Origin of the sequence: Lentzea atacamensis (assembly GCF_003269295.1) — a bacterium.
GTDB lineage: Bacteria > Actinomycetota > Actinomycetes > Mycobacteriales > Pseudonocardiaceae > Lentzea > Lentzea atacamensis.
In genome coordinates, this window is sequence record NZ_QLTT01000008.1 from 58,803 (window position 1) to 73,101 (window position 14,299).

The 14,299-nt window shown below is 69.0% G+C and carries 15 protein-coding genes and 1 pseudogene; 5 read left to right on the forward strand and 11 right to left on the reverse strand.

What is annotated here, in order from left to right:
* Positions 1 to 32 precede the first annotated feature (32 nt).
* Positions 33 to 686 (reverse strand): 4'-phosphopantetheinyl transferase family protein, encoded by a 654-nt coding sequence (locus C8D87_RS31315; RefSeq protein WP_112229392.1) that lies wholly within the window; start codon positions 684 to 686, stop codon positions 33 to 35.
* Complete coding sequence (locus C8D87_RS31320) at positions 687 to 1,505, reverse strand: metallophosphoesterase family protein (RefSeq protein WP_112229393.1); 819 nt, start codon at positions 1,503 to 1,505, stop codon at positions 687 to 689.
* Positions 1,506 to 2,131: 626 nt separating this feature from the next.
* Here C8D87_RS31320 and C8D87_RS48080 point away from each other — a divergent pair.
* Positions 2,132 to 2,536, forward strand: a pseudogene (locus tag C8D87_RS48080) (transposase); the annotation flags it as partial.
* Between the two features lie 52 nt (positions 2,537 to 2,588).
* Here the strand turns inward: C8D87_RS48080 and C8D87_RS31330 are convergent.
* From C8D87_RS31330 to C8D87_RS46260, 7 genes are all read right to left on the reverse strand, one after another.
* Positions 2,589 to 3,113 carry a CbrC family protein gene (locus C8D87_RS31330; RefSeq protein ID WP_112229395.1) on the reverse strand — a complete coding sequence of 175 codons (525 nt, stop codon included), beginning with the start codon at positions 3,111 to 3,113 and terminating at the stop codon, positions 2,589 to 2,591.
* Between the two features lie 6 nt (positions 3,114 to 3,119).
* Entirely contained in the window at positions 3,120 to 4,295 is a 1,176-nt protein-coding gene (locus tag C8D87_RS31335) for a sensor histidine kinase (RefSeq protein WP_112229396.1), read from the reverse strand.
* Between the two features lie 13 nt (positions 4,296 to 4,308).
* On the reverse strand, positions 4,309 to 6,051 hold the full coding sequence (locus C8D87_RS31340) for a sodium/solute symporter (protein ID WP_112229397.1): 1,743 nt from the start codon (positions 6,049 to 6,051) through the stop codon (positions 4,309 to 4,311).
* On the reverse strand, positions 6,048 to 6,395 hold the full coding sequence (locus C8D87_RS31345; RefSeq protein ID WP_233440224.1) for a hypothetical protein: 348 nt from the start codon (positions 6,393 to 6,395) through the stop codon (positions 6,048 to 6,050). Before C8D87_RS31345 ends, C8D87_RS31340 begins: the two co-directional genes overlap by 4 nt.
* Positions 6,396 to 6,448: 53 nt before the next feature.
* A complete protein-coding gene (locus tag C8D87_RS31350) occupies positions 6,449 to 7,360 on the reverse strand; it encodes a LytR/AlgR family response regulator transcription factor (RefSeq protein ID WP_233442385.1) in 912 nt (303 codons plus the stop codon).
* Between the two features lie 314 nt (positions 7,361 to 7,674).
* Positions 7,675 to 7,962, reverse strand: coding sequence for a hypothetical protein (locus C8D87_RS31355; protein WP_112229398.1), 288 nt, complete (start codon positions 7,960 to 7,962; stop codon positions 7,675 to 7,677).
* A 391-nt stretch (positions 7,963 to 8,353) separates the two neighbouring features.
* Positions 8,354 to 8,812 (reverse strand): hypothetical protein, encoded by a 459-nt coding sequence (locus C8D87_RS46260; protein ID WP_170166647.1) that lies wholly within the window; start codon positions 8,810 to 8,812, stop codon positions 8,354 to 8,356.
* On the opposite strand from C8D87_RS46260, the gene C8D87_RS31360 reads away from it, so the two are divergent.
* From C8D87_RS31360 to C8D87_RS31370, 4 genes are all read left to right on the forward strand, one after another.
* Positions 8,805 to 9,065 (forward strand): AMP-binding protein, encoded by a 261-nt coding sequence (locus C8D87_RS31360; RefSeq protein ID WP_170166648.1) that lies wholly within the window; start codon positions 8,805 to 8,807, stop codon positions 9,063 to 9,065. The genes C8D87_RS46260 and C8D87_RS31360 overlap by 8 nt on opposite strands.
* A 204-nt stretch (positions 9,066 to 9,269) precedes the next feature.
* Positions 9,270 to 9,380: a cytochrome P450 gene (locus C8D87_RS47165; RefSeq protein ID WP_215732543.1), complete on the forward strand. Its 111-nt coding sequence runs from the start codon at positions 9,270 to 9,272 to the stop codon at positions 9,378 to 9,380.
* On the forward strand, positions 9,380 to 9,991 hold the full coding sequence (locus tag C8D87_RS31365; protein ID WP_112229400.1) for a cytochrome P450: 612 nt from the start codon (positions 9,380 to 9,382) through the stop codon (positions 9,989 to 9,991). The genes C8D87_RS47165 and C8D87_RS31365 overlap by 1 nt, the downstream gene beginning before the upstream one ends.
* Complete coding sequence (locus C8D87_RS31370; protein ID WP_112229401.1) at positions 9,904 to 10,191, forward strand: cytochrome P450 family protein; 288 nt, start codon at positions 9,904 to 9,906, stop codon at positions 10,189 to 10,191. The genes C8D87_RS31365 and C8D87_RS31370 overlap by 88 nt, the downstream gene beginning before the upstream one ends.
* Here the strand turns inward: C8D87_RS31370 and C8D87_RS31375 are convergent.
* Both C8D87_RS31375 and C8D87_RS31380 read right to left on the reverse strand, forming a co-directional pair.
* Positions 10,169 to 12,655, reverse strand: coding sequence for a DEAD/DEAH box helicase (locus C8D87_RS31375; RefSeq protein ID WP_109641702.1), 2,487 nt, complete (start codon positions 12,653 to 12,655; stop codon positions 10,169 to 10,171). The genes C8D87_RS31370 and C8D87_RS31375 overlap by 23 nt on opposite strands.
* Positions 12,656 to 12,665: 10 nt before the next feature.
* The gene (locus tag C8D87_RS31380) at positions 12,666 to 14,000 is read right to left on the reverse strand and encodes a glutamine synthetase family protein (RefSeq protein WP_233442386.1); all 1,335 of its coding nucleotides are present in this window, start codon (positions 13,998 to 14,000) and stop codon (positions 12,666 to 12,668) included.
* Positions 14,001 to 14,299: the final 299 nt, after the last annotated feature.

Sequence of the window (14,299 nt, forward strand, 5' to 3'; positions counted from 1 at the left end):
CTGGTGACCGCCTCTACACGTCTCCTACACGGTCATTTCCCCTGCGTGGCCGCTGGCACGGCGATGGTGGTGACGAGGATGTCGCCCTGCACCAGCCAGCGGCCTCCGAACCCGGCGACGGGAGTGTCGGGCAGCAGGATGCGCGAGTGGAAGGTGCGGTCGGCGTTGAGGGTGATGTCGGCGTCCTCGAAGCCCAGCCACCGCTGCGTGAGCGGGTACCAGGCCTTGTAGGTGGACTCCTTGGCGCTGAACAGGAGCCGGTCCCAGCAGATCTTCGGGTCGTCGACCTTCAGCCCCGGCATCCTGCGCAGCTCCGCCGGGATCGCGATGGCGTTCAGCACGCCCTCCGGTGCAGGGGCGTGCGGTTCGGCGTCGATGCCGATGGTGAGGAAGTCGCTGGTCAACGCCAGCGCCGCGGCTCGGAAGCCGGCGCAGTGGGTGAGGCTGCCGACGACGCCCTCCGGCCACTGCGGCTCCCGCTTCGGGCCAGGCAGGATCGCCACCGGCGCCACACCGAGACGCTTCATCGCCTCACGGGCACACCAGCGGGCCGTGCCGAACTCGAGCCTGCGCTTCGGCACGGCGTTGCCGACGAGCGCCTCCTCCTCGGGGAAGAGCTCGACGGGCAGGTCGTCGTCGTACCGCTCCACCGCCGCGATCGGCGGGGGAAGAAGCTGTTCCAGCACCTATGACTCCCGCAGCACGTCGTGCAGCTTCACCTGGGTGGTGCCGCGTGGTTTCCACTCGCGCGGGTAGCCGAGCGAGACCTCGTCGAAGCGCACGCCGTCGTAGTGCGTCGTGCGCGGGATGTGCAGGTGGCCGTAGACCATCTCGACCGCGTTGAACCTGCGGTGCCAGTCCGCGGTCAGCGTCGTGCCGCACCAGAGCGCGAACTCGGGGTAGCGCAGCACGAACGTGGGGTCGCGGACGAGCGGGTAGTGGTTGATGAGCACGGTCGGGCCGGTGACCTGCTTCAGGCGTTCCTCGGTCTCCGCGACCCGCGCCCGGCACCACGCCTCGCGGGACGGGTACGGGTCGGGGTGCAGGAAGTACTCGTCCGTGCACACCACTCCCGCCTCGTGCGCGATGGCGAGCGCCGACTCCACGTCCGTGGCGCCGTGCGGCCGAAAGGAGTAGTCGTAGCCGAGGAACAGCGGACAGACAGTGACCGGGCCTCCGTCGCCCTCGAAGACCACGTACGGATCTTCCGGGGTGATCACGTCCAGGCTGCGGCACAGCTCGACGAGCTGCTTGTAGCGCATCTCCCCGCGGGCCTGGTTCTCGTCGTCCTTCGTGGTCCAGAGCTCGTGGTTGCCGGGCGACCAGACGACCTGCGCGAACCGCTGCCGCAGGGTCCGCAGAGTCCATTCCACGTCGACGAACTTCTCGCCGACGTCCCCGGCGATGATCAGCCAGTCCTCCTGGCCGGAGGAGGCGATCGCGTCCACGACCCGGCGGTTGTCCTGGTAGGAGACGTGCAGGTCGCTCGTGGCCAGAAGCTTCACAGTTCGAACGGTATCTCTGGCGTCAACGACCGGATCATCACCGTCCGGTGGAGAGCGGTCCGTGAACGGCCGGCGACACTCGGTCGTGGGAATGATCCCCCGACCGGTTATCCGTTCGTCGCAGACAGTGGGCCACTCGTCTCAACAGGGCAAGCCGCGTATCGCCGGTGTACGCCCGCTCATCGCCTTCCACGGCCTACGTACTTACCGGTCTTCTGACCGCCTTCTTACTGTGAGCGCTGTCACCTGACGGAAAAGTCCTGGCGGAGGACCACACCATGACCGACTCACAGTTCGCTCGCACCCCGGACCCGCGTCTCGCGCGGCAGGTCCCGCCCCGTCAAGTGCCCCAGCGGCCCCTTCCCCCGCGGCAGGCCCCGGTCGGCCAGGTGCCGGCCCGCTACGGCCAGCCCGTGGACCCGCGTCTCGCCGCGAACCCCTCGTTCCGCCGCACCGTCGGCGCCGAGATCCGCCAGGCGCAGCAGCACTCGGCCTACGCCGTCCCCCAGCGCCGCACCACGGCCGAGGACACGGCACTGGCCACCCTGCTCCGCTCCCGTCAGCGCGCCGAGTCCGCCCGCCAGGACGCACGGCCCGCCGACGCCGCGCCGCGCCAGGACTCCTGGATGCGCACGTCCTGGCCGGAGCACGGCGCAGAGCCCGGTCGCGGTGACGTCATCGAACAGCTCTCGGCGCGCCTGGTCTCGCCGAACCTGTGGGCCGTGATCGAGCCGCTGATCCCGCCGGCCAAGGTCCGCCGCCAGGGTGGCGGCCGGGGCCGCGTGTGCAACCGCTCGGTCTTCACCGCGATCGTCTTCGTGCTCTCCTCCGGCTGCGCGTGGCGGCACCTGCCGGCGTCGTTCGGCGTGACCGTGCCGACCGTGCACCGCCGGTTCCAGGAGTGGACCGACCTCGGCCTGTGGGTCCGCCTGCGCCGTGCGGCCGCCGAGGGCGCGTGCGGTACCGAAGAGATCGACTGGATCCGGGCGGTGCTGGACGCGGCCGACCGTCGTGCCGCGAAGGCCGCCAGCTGATCTCCTGGATTTGGCCGGGGTCATCCTGAACAAGGGTGGCCCCGGTCGGTCAAGCGGAGTCGGTGTAGGCGAGGTGCGTGGGGCAGACCCGGCAGCGGAACAGGTAGGCCGTGGGTGGGTCGTCCCGGCTGAGCGCGGCGACGTACGCGCTGATGGCGTCATCCGACCACCCCAGGAGTTCCGCGCGCACGGCGTTGAGCGCCGCCGTGTTCAGCTCGTCGCCGCCGGCCCTGCCGAGGAACTCGGCCCCGTCGCCGCAGTGGAACAGCCACCGCTCCTGCTGCCAGCCCGAGAATCCCGGTGTGCGCCGGCAGATCACGTCCACCACCGCGTGGGGGACTCCGTCGGGCGCGAAGGCATCGGTGAAGGTGGCGTCGAACGCCGCGGCCGCGCTCCCGTCCTTGATGCACCACGGGCACAACGAGACCTTCTCCACGGCGTAGACCGGTCCCGCGTAGATGAACCCACGAGCCGACCCGCACCGCGCACACGCCTTCCCGGACGGGACCACGGAACCCATCTCGAGCGGCCCGGGGTGGTAGGGGAACGACGGCAGTCTCGTCGGCAGCCTCATCTTCGCTCACACGTCGCTGATGCCCGCGTGGTACTTCGGCACCCGCACGGTGATCTTCGTGCCGAGCCCGCACGCCGTCTCCACCACGAGCCCGTACTCGTCGCCGTACACGCGCCGCAGCCGTTCGTCGATGTTGCCGAGCCCGATGCCGGCGGACTCGTCCACCTGCCCGGCCAGCGTCCGGCGGAGCTTCTCCGGGTCCATGCCGATGCCGTCGTCCTCGATGGTGATCTGGGCTTCGGCGCCGCTGTCGTTGGCGTAGATCTGGATGTGCCCCGGCTCGACCTTGCCCTCCATGCCGTGCCGCACCGCGTTCTCCACCAACGGTTGCAGACAGAGGAACGGCACCGTCACCGGCAGCACCTCCGGCGCCACCTGCAAGGTCACCTTCAGCCGTTCGCCGAACCGCGCCCGCTCCAGCGCGAGGTACTGGTCGATCGAACGGAGCTCCTCGGCCAGCGTCGTGAAGTCGCCGTGGCGCCGGAACGAGTACCGCGTGAAGTCCGCGAAGTCCAGGAGCAGGGTCCGCGCGCGCTCCGGGTTGGTCCGCACGTAGGAAGCGATGGCGGACAACGAGTTGTAGATGAAGTGCGGCGAGATCTGCGCGCGCAACGCACGCACCTCCGCCTCCACCAGCCGGGTCCGCGACCGGTCCAGCTCGGCGAGCTCCAGCTGCCCGGCGGCCCACCGCGCCACCTGGTTCGTCGCCCGCACGAGGCCGGCCGACGCCTCACGTGAGTAGGCGGCCAGCGTCCCGACGACCCGGCCCTCCACGGTGAGAGGGGCGACGACCGCGCAGTTGATCGGGCAGTTCGGTTCGGTGCAGCCGATGTCGTACGCCTGGGTGCGCCCGGTCAGGAACACGTCCTCGGCCTGCGTCATGGCGTCGGCCGCGTGGTGGTCGGAAACCCCTTCCCACGCGACGACTTCCGTCTCGTCGGTCAGCGCCAGCGCCGGTGTGTCCAGCAGGGTGCGCAGGTGCCGTGCGGACTTCTTCGCGGCATCAGGCACCAGGCCGGCGCGCAGCGGGGGAGCGGCGGACCACGCCGTGTGCAGTGTCTCGTAAGTGACGCGCTGGGCCTCGGTGGAGAGCGACTGCTTGTTGCGCGTGCCCCGCCACAGAACGAGAACGGCCGCTCCACCGACGATGAGGATCGCGGCGGCGGTGAGGAAGTCCTGCATCTCGCATCACCTTCTAGGAGCGCTCGTCGGCCGTGGTGGACCCCGAGCCGTCCAGCCCGAGGTTCTCGGGTGCGTGGAGCTTGACCATCGTCCGCTGCACGCCCGGCGGCACGTGCCGCCGGGTGAGCAGGGAGACGACGTACATGACGGAGAAGCCGAGCGGCACCGTCCACGCGGCAGGGCGCGAGAGCAGCACCGTGTGCCAGGAGTCGCCGGTGTCGGTGAACATCGTGACGAGGCCGGCGGTCAGCGCGGGCACCCCGCCCGCGAGCATGCCGGCGATGGCGCCGATGGTCGTTATTCGCGACGACCAGATTCCCAGCATCAGCAACGGGCACAGGGACGAGGCCGCGACCGCGAACGCCAGGCCGACCATGTCCGCGACGGGCATGCCGGTCGACACGAACGTCATCGCGAGCGGCACGATGCCCGCGAGCACCGTGGAGATCCGGAAGCCGCGCACACCGCCGAGCCGCAGCACGTCCTGCGACAGCACGCCCGCCAATGACACGACGAGGCCCGACGACGTCGACAGGAACGCCGCGAACGCGCCACCGGCCACCAGCGCGCCGAGCAGCTGGCCGCCGATGCCGTCGATCATCCTGGCGGGCAGCACCAGCACCACGGCGTCGGTCTGGCCGGTCATCAGCAACTCGGGCGTGTACAGGCGGCCCAGGGCACCGTAGAGCGGCGGCATCAGGTAGAAGACCGACAGCAGGCCGAGCACGATCAGCGTCGTCCGGCGCGCGGCCGAGCCGTTCGGGTTGGTGTAGAAGCGCACGATCACGTGCGGCAGGCCCATCGTGCCCAGGAACGTCGCGATGATGAGCGAATACACGCCGTACAACGGGAAGCGTTGCCCGCTCGACTCCGGTTGCGCCCACGACTCGTTGGTGTTGTGGGCCATTGTGGACACGTGCGGCACGGGGGCGCCTCGGGGGAAGGTGAACTCCGAGCCGTGCCCGATGCGGTGGTAGCCGTCGGTCAGCACGTGGCCCGCGTTCTCGATGCGGAGCCCGTCGATCTCGCCGGTGCCGTTGATGAAGATGGACCGCTCGGCGTGGATCGTGGTCTGGTGGCTGAAGGTGACCTTGGTGTCCTGCCGGAACTGCGGGTACTCCGGCTTGGTCATCGACTCCGCGCCGTGCACCTGCCACACCACGATCAGGAACACGATCGGCACGGTGATCGCGGTCAGCTTGAGCCAGTACTGGAACGCCTGCACGAACGTGATCGACCGCATGCCGCCGGACATCACGTTCACCGTCACGACGACCGCGACGATCAGCGCGCCCACCCAGTCCGGCGCGCCCGTCACGGTGTTGAGCGTCAGGCCCGCGCCTTCCAGCTGTGGCAACAGGTACAGCCACCCGATCGCCAGCGCCAGAACCGACGCGACCCCGCGCACCACCCGTGACCGGAACCGAGCTTCGGCGAAGTCCGGCAGCGTGTAGGCACCGGAGCGACGCAGCGGAGCGGCGACCATCGTCAGCAGCACCAGGTATCCGGCCGTGTAGCCGACCGGGAACCACAGCATGTCCGGCCCGTAGGCGAAGATCAGACCGGCGATGCCGACGAACGACGCGGCGGACAGGTACTCGCCACCGATCGCGGACGCGTTCCACCACGGGGACACCGTGCGCGAGGCGACGTAGAAGTCCGACGTGGTGCGGGAAACGCGCAGTCCGTAGGCACCGACCAGGATCGTGCCCAGTGCGACGATCAGCACCGCCACGATGGCGTAACCACTCGTCATGGACGTTCGACCAGCTCCGCGAACTCGCGTTCACTGCGCTCGGCCTGCCGCACGTAGAACCAGCCGGCCAGCAGGAGCATCGGGAACGTCGCCACGCACAGCAGGAACCACGGCAGCCCGAGCCCGAGCACCTGGGCCTTGCCCAGGTCCGGTTCGATCGTGAACAGCAGCGGCAGGAGGCCCAGCGACGTGCACACGACGAGGCACACCGACAGCCCGAGCCGCCGTTGCGCCTTGATCAGCGTGCGCATGTAGACGGCGCCGAGCTCGCTCTGCTCGTTGATCTCGCGCGTGCCCGAGTACGGGCGGCGCGCACGCGGTGCCCTCGTGCGCGGGCTCGTCACCACCACACGCTGGGTCGGCTTCGGCGCCGACCCTCCCTGGGGTGGTGGCGTCGTCACGACCCGAGCCCGTTCCTCGGTTGCGCGGCGCCGGCGGGCGTGGTCTGACCGGGCACCGGCGCGGGCCGGGCGCGCCGCACCAGCAGCTGCCGAAGGTGCCTCGCGTGCCGGCGGCTCACCGGCAGCACGGCGCCGCCGATCGTGACGCTGAGGTGACCGTCCTCGAGCCGCAGCTCGTCGATGTGGCCGAGCGACACCAGGTGGCTGCGGTGGATGCGGACGAACCCCGCGCTGCGCCACCGTTCTTCGAGTCCGTTCAACGCCGCGCGCACCAGGCCGCTGCCGGTCGCGGTGTGCAGGCGGGCGTAGTCGCCGTGCGCCTCGACGTAGCGGATGTCGGCGAGGCGGATGAACCGCGTGACGCCACCGAGCTCGACGGGGATGACCTCGTCGCCCATCTCCGGCGGCGTGGTGTTCGCGGGCTGCGCGGAGGCGGCGGGCAGGGGCTCGGTCGGGGCCTTGGAGTCCCAGACCTCGTGCACGATGCGGTGCACCGACTCGGCGAGCCGTTCCTGCCGCACGGGCTTGAGCAGGTAGTCGAGGGCCTTGAGCTCGAACGCCTCCACCGCGGGCTGCTGGTGCGCCGTCACGAACACGACGGGCGGAGGCTGCGCGAACCGCGACAGCACACGGGCGAGGTCGAGACCGTCGAGGCCCGGCATGCGGATGTCGAGGAACACCGCGTCCAGCGGCTGCCCGGCGTCCATCGCGCGGTGCAGCACCCGAAGCGCCTTCGTGGCGTCGGTGACCGCTTCCACGTGAGCGATGCGCGGATCGGAGCGCAACAGGTACACGAGGTCTTCCAGCGCGGGCGCCTCGTCGTCGACGGCGAGCACCCGGAGGGAGCGCTCGAGGCTGCCACGTCGATCAGGCCCCTCGCAGACGGGGCAGGGCAGACCTGAGGTCATTCGAGATCGAGTCCAAACTGTGTACGGCCGATCCTCACGTGGCGGCGATTAGACCACGCTCGGTCATCGCGCGCCTGGTGAGCCGTGGGCGTCGGATACGCGATCATGCCCGCTCACGGAGGGTGACCCGAAACGGGGGTCGGATTGCACAAAGTGTGCATACCTCACCCCTTCGCCGCATGAAAAGCCCGGTTGGGCGCATCATCCGTCAGGCGGAGGAGGTGCGGAAACCCGCCGATCGGGTGTGTCTCGGATGGGAGACGACACCGCTATCACGCAGCGTTGCTTTTCCTGGGTCAGGCCCGGGCTCGCGCTCACGGCTGGCGGAGGGCGCGCGGCTGGACGGCCAGCGCGTCACCGAGCGTGATCTCCAACTCGATGAACGACTCCTCGGCGCGGCGGGCGGCGACGCTCACCGACGCGGCCGCGGCCGGCCCGACGAGCCTGCGGGTGGGCGCGCGCAACGCCTGGATCGCCTCTGACCACTGGTTCGACAGCTTGGCGAGGCCGCTGAGCGTGTCGACGAGGTCGTCGGTGTTCTCCGGCGGCGACGCGATGATCTCCGCCAGCCGGTCGCGCAGCGCGTCCAGTGCCGGGTCCACGGAACCCTCCCGTCGTGCTGCGCCAGAGCTGAGTACAGGTGCGGGCATTTCCCCCACTGAGCAACACCATATCTCGAAAGCTGTGGTCCAGCGCAATGATGTTGCCCCATCCCGGACCGCGCGGTCAATCGCACGCCATTCCGTCTCAATTGGTTCGTCTCAACTGGCGCACTCTTATGGCCATCGGCTGAATTGGCCTGGTTTCACGGTTCGTGCCTGGTAGGCCAGGTGGCGCCAGGGTGTTGGGCCGAATCGGTGTGTCCTGGATCGCATCAATCGCCGCATTGTGTTCACGGCGCGGTGACTTCTTGGCGGCCGTATTAACTCTTTTGCTGCAGTGGGGTGCCGTCCGGTGTGCGTGAGCGTGCGTCCGGAGTTCAGTCGTTCGGGTTCATACAGGGTTGGTGGCGGTCGGCGGGTGATCACCCTGGGAAGGTTCCACTGTCCAGCCGTGCCTCGTGCGGTCGCCTTCGAGGTGGCGGGGAATCGCTCGATCATCCGCTCGTTCGTCGAGGCTGCTCATTCCGGTGATTGGCGTCTGGTGGCGGGTAACGCACTGCTTTACGGCTCCGGTTGTCTCGTTTGGCGAGTACTTACATTTGTCAGCAAATGAACTGTTTATGCAGGTCAGCAGTGGTTCTTGGTGCTTGTTTTGCTGCTCCTTGAATCCTGCTGGGCCGTCCGTGTCATGCAGATGACAGGCGATGGCCGAATCTCCGATACGGGCGGGTTCCGTGGTCGGGTGTGCGTTGCTACGGTCCTGAACGATGAAAACGAGCATTTCGTCCTGCTCTGTCGGTGCTGCTTTCCGGGCATTGTGGAAACGCTCTCCCGAGCGCTCTTTGTTCACGTTCGTCGACGAACACGGCCGCGACGAGGAGACGATCACCGCCGCGGCCCTCGGCGAGGCGGCGGCGGCGATCGGCGGCGCGTTGCGCGGCTGGGGCTTCCAGCCCGGCGACCGCGCGCTGCTGGTCCACCCGCCCGGCGCGGACTTCGTGCGCGCCCTGCTCGGCTGTCTCGCGGCGGGCGTCGCCGGGTCCCGGTGTACCCGCCGAACCCCGTGCGGCTGGGTCACGACTTGGCCGGTTTCCGGTCCATAGTGGACAGCTGCAGACCGCGAGCCGTCCTGACGAACAGCGCCTACGACCGTGCCCGCACCGGCGGCGCCGTGACCGGGTTCTTCGACCGGAGCAAACCGGAGTGGCCGCGCCTGCGCTCGCCCGGATTCGTCGCCGCCGTTCAGCAACCGCCCGTCGCACACGCGGCTGCGCAAGCTCATGAACCGCGGCTTCACCCTGCGCGCCATGGCACACCGCCGGAACGTGGTCGAGGAAACCTGCCGGGAACTGCTCGACGGCTTCACCGGCGGCGACTTCATGACCGAGGTCGCCTACCCGTTCCCCGCCGCGTCGTGATGGATCTCGTCGGCGTGCCGAGAGACGACCAGCGGCAGCTCACCCGCTGGGGCACCGACGTCATGAAAACGCTGGGGGAGGGCCAGTTCGGCGCAGACCCGATCGCGGTCGCGCACGCCTCGTCCGCCGCGATGGACGAGCTCGTCGACTACCTGCGAGCCCTGGTCGCCGAACGCCGCCGACGCCCGTGCGACGACCTGATCTCCGCACAGCTGCAGGCCTCCAGCGCCGACCTGTTCGGAGAGCGCGGCGAGTGGGACAGCGACGACGAACTGATCGTCAACGTCATCTCACTGATCAACGCGGGCCCGGAGACGACGGCCAACCACCTCGGCAACGGCGTGCTCGCCCTGCTGCGCAACCCTTCGCAGTACGAGCTCCTGCGCACCGCACCCGTCGCCGCGACCGCCGCCGGGGAACTGCTCCGCCACGACTCGCCCGCACCCATCATCACCCCGCAGCTCGCGAGCGAGCCTGGAGATCGGGGGGGAGGAGGATCAGGGCGGGAGAGCTGCTGTTCCCGGTGCTCGGCGCGGCCAACCGCGACCCGGCCAAGTACACCGACCCCGACACTCTCGACCTCACCAGGGAGTCGGCGGTCACGCACCTGACGTTCGGCGCGGCCATCCACTACTGCATCGGCGCGTTCCTCGGCCGGCTGGAAGGCCAGGTGCTGTTCCCGATGCTGGCCCAGCGGTTTCCGGGGCTGCGGCTCGACCCGGACGCGGGCGAACCGGAGTTCCGGCCCGACCCGGCGCTGCGCGGACTGAAGGAGTTGCGCCTGCTCGTCAGAGGCGGCCGACGTCCGTGATGACCACGACCGCCTCACCCAGCTCGTCCGACGCAGCCAGGTCGACCTCCGCGTTGAAGCCCCAGTCCTTGTCCCCGGCCGGGTCCTCGAAGATCTGCCGGCACACCCAGCGCTCGCGCTCGACGTTGATGATCAGGAACGCCGGGCCGCGCGCGTTCGGGCCCGCGCCGATGTCCGAGTGCTCCTCGAAGTACGGCTCCAGGGCGTCCATCCACTCCTTGGCCGTCCAGCCCGACTCGTGGTCGAGCTCGCCCAGCGAGTACCAGTCGCGCTTCGCGGCCAGCTCGACGCGGCGGAACAGCGCGTTGCGGACCAGCACGCGGAACGCGCGGACGTTGCGGGTGACGGCGGGCGGCAGGTCGACGCGGACCTCTTCGACGGGAGCGTCCGGATTGGTGAGCTTCTCCCACTCGTCGATCAGCGACGAGTCGACCTGGCGGACGAGCTCGCCCAGCCACGAGATCAGGTCCTGCAGCTCCTCCGTCTTCGCCTCCTCCGGCACCGTCTGCGACAGTGCCTTGTAGGCGTCGGCGAGGTACCGCAGCACGAGGCCCTCGGAGCGGGCGAGGCCGTAGAACGAGACGTACTCGGTGAACGTCATCGCGCGCTCGTACATGTCGCGCACGACGGCCTTGGGGGACAGCGCGTAGTCGCCGACCCACGGGTGGCCGCGGCGGTAGGTGAGGAACGCGGCGTCCAGCAGCTCGGCGAGCGGCTTCGGGTACGTGACCTCGTCCAGCAGCTCCATCCGCTGGTCGTACTCGATGCCGTCGGCCTTCATCGCGCCGATCGCCTCGCCGCGCGCCTTGTGCTCCTGCGCGCCCAGGATCTGCCTCGGGTCGTCCAAAGTGGACTCGATCACCGACAGCACGTCCAGCGCGTAGCCCGGCGCCTCGCGGTCCAGCAGCTCGATCGCGGCCAGCGCGAACGGCGACAGCGGCTGGTTCAGCGCGAAGTTGAACTGCAGGTCGACGGTCAGCCGGAAGTCGTCGCCGTCGCGCTCGACCACGCCCGCCGCCACCAGCGCCCGGTACATCGCCAGAGCTCGCTTGATGTGCTTGAGCTGCTTCGGGCGGTCCTCGTGGTTGTCCTCCAGCAGGTGCCGCATCGCGTGGAACGCGCCACCGCTGGGACGGCCGATCACGTTCAGCAGCATGGCGTGCGAGACCTGGAACGACGACGTCAGCGGCTCCGGTTCGGCGCCGACGAGCCGCTCGAACGTCGATTCGCTCCACGACACGAAACCGTCCGGCGCCTTCTTGCGGACGACCTTGCGGCGCTTCTTCGGGTCGTCGCCCGCCTTGGCGAGCGCCTTGATGTTCTCGACCTCGTGCTCCGGAGCCTGCACCACGACTGTGCCCACGGTGTCGTAGCCCGCGCGGCCCGCCCGCCCGGCGATCTGGTGGAACTCGCGGGCCTTCAGGATCCGGGTCCGCGTGCCGTCGTACTTCGACAACGCGGTGAAGACGACGGTGCGGATCGGGACGTTGATGCCGACGCCGAGCGTGTCCGTGCCGCAGATGACCTTCAGCAGGCCCGCCTGCGCGAGCTGCTCCACGAGCCGCCGGTACTTGGGCAGCATGCCCGCGTGGTGCACGCCGATGCCGTGCCGCACCAGCCGCGACAGCGTCTTGCCGAACCCGGCGCTGAAGCGGAAGTTGCCGATCGTCGCGGCGATCGCCTCCTTCTCCTGCTTCGAGCAGACGTTGATGCTCATCAGCGACTGCGCGCGCTCCAGCGCGGCGGCCTGGGTGAAGTGCACGACGTAGATCGGCGCCTCACGGCCGTGCAGCAGGTCCTCGATCGTCTCGTGCAACGGCGTGAGGACGTACTGGAAGTTCAACGGCACCGGGCGCTGCGCCGAGCGGACCACCGCGGTCGGGCGGCCGGTGCGCCGGGTCAGGTCCTTCTCGAAGAACGTGACGTCGCCCAGCGTCGCCGACATCAGCAGGAACTGCGCCTGCGGCAGCTCGATCAGCGGCACCTGCCACGCCCAGCCGCGGTCGGGCTCGGAGTAGAAGTGGAACTCGTCCATCACGACCTGGCCGACGTCGGCGGACGCGCCGTCGCGCAGGGCGATGTTCGCGAGAATCTCCGCCGTGCAGCAGATGATGGGCGCCTGGTCGTTGACCGAGGCGTCGCCGGTCATCATGCCGACGTTCTCCGGGCCGAACACCTCGCACAGCGCGAAGAACTTCTCCGAGACCAGCGCCTTGATCGGCGCGGTGTAGAAGCTGCGCTGGTTGCCCGCCATCGCCACGAGATGGGCACCGATGGCCACCAGGCTCTTGCCGGACCCCGTCGGCGTGCTGAGGATGACGTTGGCCCCGGAAACGAGTTCGATGACCGCCTCCTCCTGCGCCGGGTACAGCGCCAGGCCGCGTTCGGCGGCCCAGTGGGAGAAGGTGTCGAACAGTTCGTCTTCGTCGGCGATCGAGGTGAGCCGGTCCGTGAGTGCAGTCATCGCAGGTGAACTATAGGTGGTACGCGTACTCGGTGAACTCCCAGTCGGTCACGAACCGCTGGAACCGGGCCACCTCCTCCCACTTGAAGTCCACATAGGACCGCACGAAGTCCTTGCCCAGCACCTCGACCATCGCTGTGTTCTCCTCCAGATAGGCGAGGGCGTCGGGCAGCGTGGCGGGCAGCGTGGGGGCCTTCGACGGGTCGTAGCCGTATCCCGCGGACGGCCGCGGCGGCTCGATCCGGTCGCGAATGCCCAGGTAGGTGGCCGCGATCAGGCCCGCGATGCCGAGGTAGGGGTTGGCGCTCGCGTCACCGAGCCGCAGTTCGAGCCGGGTGGTCTCGCCGCGCTCGGCTGGCACGCGGAGCATGGCGCTGCGGTTGTCGAGGCCCCAGTCGATCAGCCACGGCGCGAGCGAGTCCGGGCCGAACCGCTTGTAGGAGTTGACCGTCGGGTTGAGCAGCGCGGCCAGGGCGGGGGCGTGCTTGAGGATGCCGCCGATGGCCCAGCGCGCCTCGTCGCTCAGGCCGTGCGAGGTGCCGGCCGCCTGGAACGCGTTGCGGCCGTCCTTCTCGTGGCACGAGAGGTGCAGGTGGAAACCGCTGCCGCCGCCGTCGTTGAACGGCTTGGCCATGAACGTCGCGAGGCGGCCTTCCCGTCTCGCCAGTTCCTTGACCGAGGTCTTGAACCGGAACGCGCGATCGGCCGCGTCCATGGCGGGCGAATGGACCAAGTTGATTTCGAACTGCCCGCCCGCGTACTCGTGGTTGCCGCCCGTCGTCTGCAGGCCCGCCGAACTGAGTGTGCGAAGAGTTCTCAACAGATGACCGTCTGAATCGCCCCTGCGTCCGGTCGCATACACGTTGCCCGGCTCGTCGCAGTAGGGACGCCACCCGTTCGGGCGATCTTCGTCCGGCTCGCAGAGAAAATATTCCAGCTCGGGCCCGACCACCGGCGAGAGCCCCGTCGTCTCGAATATCTCGAGGGCCCGGCGCAGAACCTGCCGCGGCGATTCGTCCACGGGTCTTTCGTCAGCGGGACTGACGGCGTCGCCGATGCACCATGCAACCCCCGGTTCCCACGGAATCGGCAGGAGCGTGTCGAGATCCGGGACCACGATCACGTCGGGCAGCCCGGCGTCGAGCACACCCCCGTTCTCGGTGGTCTTGCCGCCGGGAGTGGTGCTGTAAACGGCACGGCAGAACGACAGCCCGCGCTGCGTAACCGCAGGTAGATGCTCCACGAGAACATCACGGCCACGGTCAGTTCCGAGCAGGTCGGGGAAGACGACGCGCACGACGTCGATACCGTCCTCGCCCAGCCTCTCCGCGAGTTCCCGTGTCACCTGTTCACCGACCACGTCGAACTACCTTTCCGGCACAGTGTGTCGCTGGCGCGGAGGGGATAACGTTGAGGGGCAAACGCTATCGACCCGTCCGTGGAGTAAAGACCATGATCGGTCTCAGTGCGTGCTCCACACTCATCGTCCACCACGGGGCAACAGTCCGTAACTGGACGGGTGACGACCGTCACGAGATCATGCACGATGTGGGATCGTGATCAAAGTGGTTGCGGACCGACTCGCACCACAGCACGGACATAGTTCGGAACCGCAAGTATTGTGCCGGGAACACCTGAGCTCGA